The 4,376-nt window shown below is 61.1% G+C and carries 3 protein-coding genes; all 3 read right to left on the reverse strand.

The window, feature by feature from the left end; all coding sequences use genetic code 11:
- A partial coding sequence (locus tag RSSM_RS17940; protein WP_008681760.1) for a molybdopterin molybdotransferase MoeA occupies positions 1–1,014 on the reverse strand: 1,014 nt, incomplete at its 3' end.
- A complete protein-coding gene (locus tag RSSM_RS17945; RefSeq protein ID WP_008681762.1) occupies positions 1,011–1,643 on the reverse strand; it encodes a molybdenum cofactor guanylyltransferase in 633 nt (210 codons plus the stop codon). The genes RSSM_RS17945 and RSSM_RS17940, both read right to left, overlap by 4 nt.
- Positions 1,644–1,888: 245 nt before the next feature.
- On the reverse strand, positions 1,889–4,376 hold a 2,488-nt coding region (locus tag RSSM_RS17950), incomplete at its 5' end, for an aminotransferase class I/II-fold pyridoxal phosphate-dependent enzyme (RefSeq protein WP_044302918.1).

A 4,376-nucleotide genomic window follows, 5' to 3' on the forward strand; every position in this document is an offset into this window, starting at 1 on the left:
CGGCAGTGCGAACCGGACGGCTCCCATCGTCGCGCTGACCGGGTTTCCTGGCAGACCGATGATGGGCTTGCTCGCATGCGTCTCGGCATCACTGGCGATCGCACCGAGGATCGGTTTGCCGGGACGCAGCGGCAATTTGTGAAAGATCGTTTCCGCTCCGATCGCACTGACCACTTTCGGGACGTAATCGTGATCGCCCATCGAGACGCCGCCGGTCAACAGCACGATGTCATGGTTCGCGACCGCGTCGGCGACGATTTGTTGCAATTTGTCGGGCTGGTCGGGGGCGTGCAACATTGTCGGCGGTTCGACGTAAGGACGCGTCAACACGAGAGCCCGGAGGGCGTGGGCGTTGCTGTTGCGAATCTTCCACGGGGGCAGCGGATCGCTGTCGCTCGAATCCATTTCGTCGAGTTCGTCGCCGGTCGTGATAATGGCCAACCGGACACAGCGGTACACGTCAGCTTTCTCAATTCCAAAACTCGCGATCGTGGCGACCTGGGGCGATCGCACGACGACCCCCGGCGGTAAAGCTTGTTCACCTTCGGCGAGGTTCTCGCCACGGCCGCGAATGTTGGCCGCCGGTCGCGTCAGTTTGGCCTCGGCTCGCCATCGGATCGTTCCGTGCGGTGGCGATTTCGAACCGGGAGTTTCGATCGTGTACTCTCGTTGGATCACGCGATCACATCCGGCCGGAACCATCCCGCCGGTGAAGATGCGGATCACACCGAAGTCAGTGAAATCCGGCGGAGGCGAACCGGGGACGCTCTCGCCGGTGACCGGGATTTCATCGTTGCAGTGCAACTCGCCGGACTTTGCCGGGCTCCGCATCGCGAGTGCATACCCGTCCATCGCGGAAACGTCGGCTGCGGGATGATCGCGATCGGCATGGATCGGGCAGGCGAGAACACGGCCGAGCAGATTGCGGCAATCGTTCTCGATCGCGACCGGCGTTAGGGGTTCGGCCAGTGCCGAGATCGCTTCCTGGGGGCTGTCGAATGCGAAACGCTTCATGACGGAAGATCGTGAGGGGAGTTGACGTTGTGCAACGCGTCGGCAGGTAACGCGACGGTGCCATGTTCGCTGTTTTGAATGAAACGATAAAGACCACGACGTTCGGATTGGGCCAGCCTCACGATCTCGGGAAAGGTCTGCACCGGATAAACCGCAATCAGCGGTTGCAGCGGTTTGGTCGCCGACAAATCGTCGCTGATCGCACAAATGATTTTTTCCGGTTGAGCGGCGAACTGCGAAATCAGCATGTTGAGGTGAGCGGCCTGCAATCGGGGAACGTCCACCGGCGTGAACAGGACTGCGCTGCAGCGAAGCGTCATCGCCAGATCGAGCGAGCGGGCGACTCCTTCGGCAGGGCCGCAATCGGTTTGCGAATCGAAAACTCGGTGGACTTCCGCGGGCAAGTCACCGGGGCGAGACGCATCGGGCGGGTGATCGCTTTCTTCGGCCAACGAGACGGCAACTTCGTCGCAAACCGATTTCATCCGCTCGACCGCTCGCTCGAGATAGGTGCCGCCGCCGGGATGCAGCAGTTCGGATTTGCAGCGTCCCATGCGAGTCGACTTTCCGCCGGCGAGGACAACGCCGAGAACACGCGGTAACGAATCGCTCATGGTCGAATCGCTCATGGTCGAATCGCTCGTGGTTGCTTGCTCATGGTCGCTTGCTCATGGTCAGTGCATCCTACGCGGAGCGACGTTGGTAGCGGTCAACCTATCCTCGGTAGTCTGCTTCGCCGGCAAGCGTTCGCCCCGGCTGTCTCGTGGGAACCGAGGCAGACGCCGATCCGCGGATGGGTTCGCGGGGCAGTTCTATGCTCACTCGTGTTTGGGATCCGTGCTGCAACACACAGTGCCGTTCTCGAGAGAGAACCTTAGCCGGTTTCGGCCAGCGACGTTGCCGGGATGCCTTGCAGTTCGTTGTAGTGGAACTGGGTTCGGTCGACGGTGAAGCGAATCTGTTCTTCGGAATGTTCGCTGGTGATGAAGAACCGCAACCGAGCGGCGGACTCATCCACAGCCGGATACAGGATCGGCTGCACGTTGATCGCGTCCTTCTTGAGCCGGTTGCTCAACCGCAACGCCACCAATGAGTTCCCCGTGATGACCGGCACGACGGGGGTTCCGCCGCTGTCGCCGGTATCGAGCCCGGCTTTCTGGCAAAGGGACAGGAACAATTCGCTGTTGTGTCGCAAACGTTCGACTCGTTCGGGTTCGCGTTCGAGCACGTCGAGCGAAGCGATCGCGGCGGCGACTTGGCTCGGTGGCATGCCGACACTGAACACAAACCCGGGGGCGGTATAACGCAGCAATTCAACCAAGGCACTCGAACCGGCGATGTAACCGCCGCAGGACGATGCCGATTTGCTGAGCGTGCCCATCCAGATATCGACGTCTTTCGGGTTGAAGGCGAAATGTTCGGCGATGCCGTGTCCGGTCTTACCCATCGTTCCGAAACTGTGGGCTTCGTCGACCATCAACATGCAGCGATGACGCTTTTTGACCTCAATGAACTTCGGCACGTCGGGGAAGTCACCGTCCATGCTGTAGACGCCTTCGATAACAACCAGCGTCCGTCGGTATTGGTGCCGAAGGGCGGTAAGCATGCGGTCGAGCGATTCGAAATCGTTGTGCGGGAACGGCCGTCGTTTGGCCCCCGACAGGAGTGCTCCTTGAACGATGCTGTTGTGCGAAAGTGCATCGTGCAGGATCAAATCTTCCGGCCCGACGAGGTGACCGATCGTGGTTTCGTTGGTGGCGTGACCGCCGACCATGGTGATCGCGGCGTCGACGCCGACCCATTCGGCGATGCGTCGTTCGAGTTGTCCGTGGATCGGTTTCTCACCGCTGACGAGGCGACTCGCGGAAACGCTCGTACCGTACTGGGCGATCGCGTCGGCGGCAGCGGCGGAGACTTCCGGATGCCCGCTCAGTCCGAGATAGTTGTAGCTCGCGAAACTGATATAGGTTTCGCCGTCGATCACCGTTGTGTCACCGACGATGCTGTCGTGAACGGTGAAGTACGGGTTCGGGCAACCGGTTAATTGCATTTGCCGCATGGTCGCTTTGAGGCGACGGTACTCGGTGAACTGGGTCACGTCGTCTTCGGCCGCTACCGTGACGCTGCGGATCGGCCGGGCGACGTCGCCATCGATCCCATGCGAGGAGATCGCGTCCTGCAAATTGTCGCCATTGATTTGATCGTCCGACGCACCGAGTTGTTGGTTCGGATCGGCCAGGAAGGCTTCGGCGCGGGCCCGAGCACCGGCGGACAGGTATCGCTCCACCGCGGCGGCGGTTTGTCCGATCGTTTCGACTTCGTCGAGCACCTGTTCGGGGAACCGACCGCCGAAGGTTCGTTCGAGGCTGCGAGCAATCTCGAGCCGCTCGAGGCTGTCGAGTCCGAGGTCGAGAACAATGTTGGTGTCGGTCGACATTTGCCCGGCCCGTTCACCGGCGACGCGTCGGACATGGATTTCGATCGCGTCGATAATGACGGGGTCGGCCGGCGCGTTCAAACCGCTCGAACCGGAGGCGGCTTTCATCATCGTGTCGCCCGAGAGCGCGGACGGCTGCGACGCGGATTCTTCGCCACGAATCCACTGGGCGATGACTTTCAAATCGTTGTCGCGGACGGCGTGCAAACACGCGTGCCGTTGGATCTTTCCACTGCTCGTTTTGGGAACGCTGCTGTTACGGACGAGGTAGACCGCATCGGGCGGCAGTTCGTGTTCGGCGGTGACGGCGCGGCGGATCGCCTGCAGATGATCGTCCCAATCGAGATCACGACGACGGATCGTTTCGGCGACGATGACGAGTTGTTCCCGGTCGCTGTCGGTCATCGCAAATGCGGCGACCGATCCCGCCTGGACAACGTCGCTGGCTCGTTCGACGGTTGCCTCGATGTCCTGCGGATAACGATTGACGCCACGCACGATGATCATGTCCTTCAACCGGCCCGAAACAAACAGTTGCCCTTCGTGCAGGAAGCCTAGATCACCGGTTCGCAGGAACGGCCCTTGGTTGTCCGCCGTCATTGCGGCGAAGGTGCGGTTGGTCTCTTCGCGACGTTGCCAATATCCACGACCGACCGATGGGCTCTGCACCCAGATCTCGCCGATCTCGTCCGCGGGCAACACCTTCAACGAATCAGGATCGACAATCTCGATACGTTCGCCCGGCAGCACGCGACCGCACCCAACGAGTTCACGAGCGGAGTCAGACTCCGAGGGGGCGCTCACCTTTTTCTTGTCCAACGACGGACCATCGAACGGCGTCAGGACCGGGCGGATTTGGTCGTCGCCGTTGTCCTGCGGACCACCCGTGACGATCAACGTGGTTTCCGCCATGCCATAGCACGGC

The organism is Aporhodopirellula sallentina SM41, from assembly GCF_000346505.1.
In the GTDB taxonomy this organism is placed as follows: Bacteria; Planctomycetota; Planctomycetia; order Pirellulales; family Pirellulaceae; genus Rhodopirellula; species Rhodopirellula sallentina.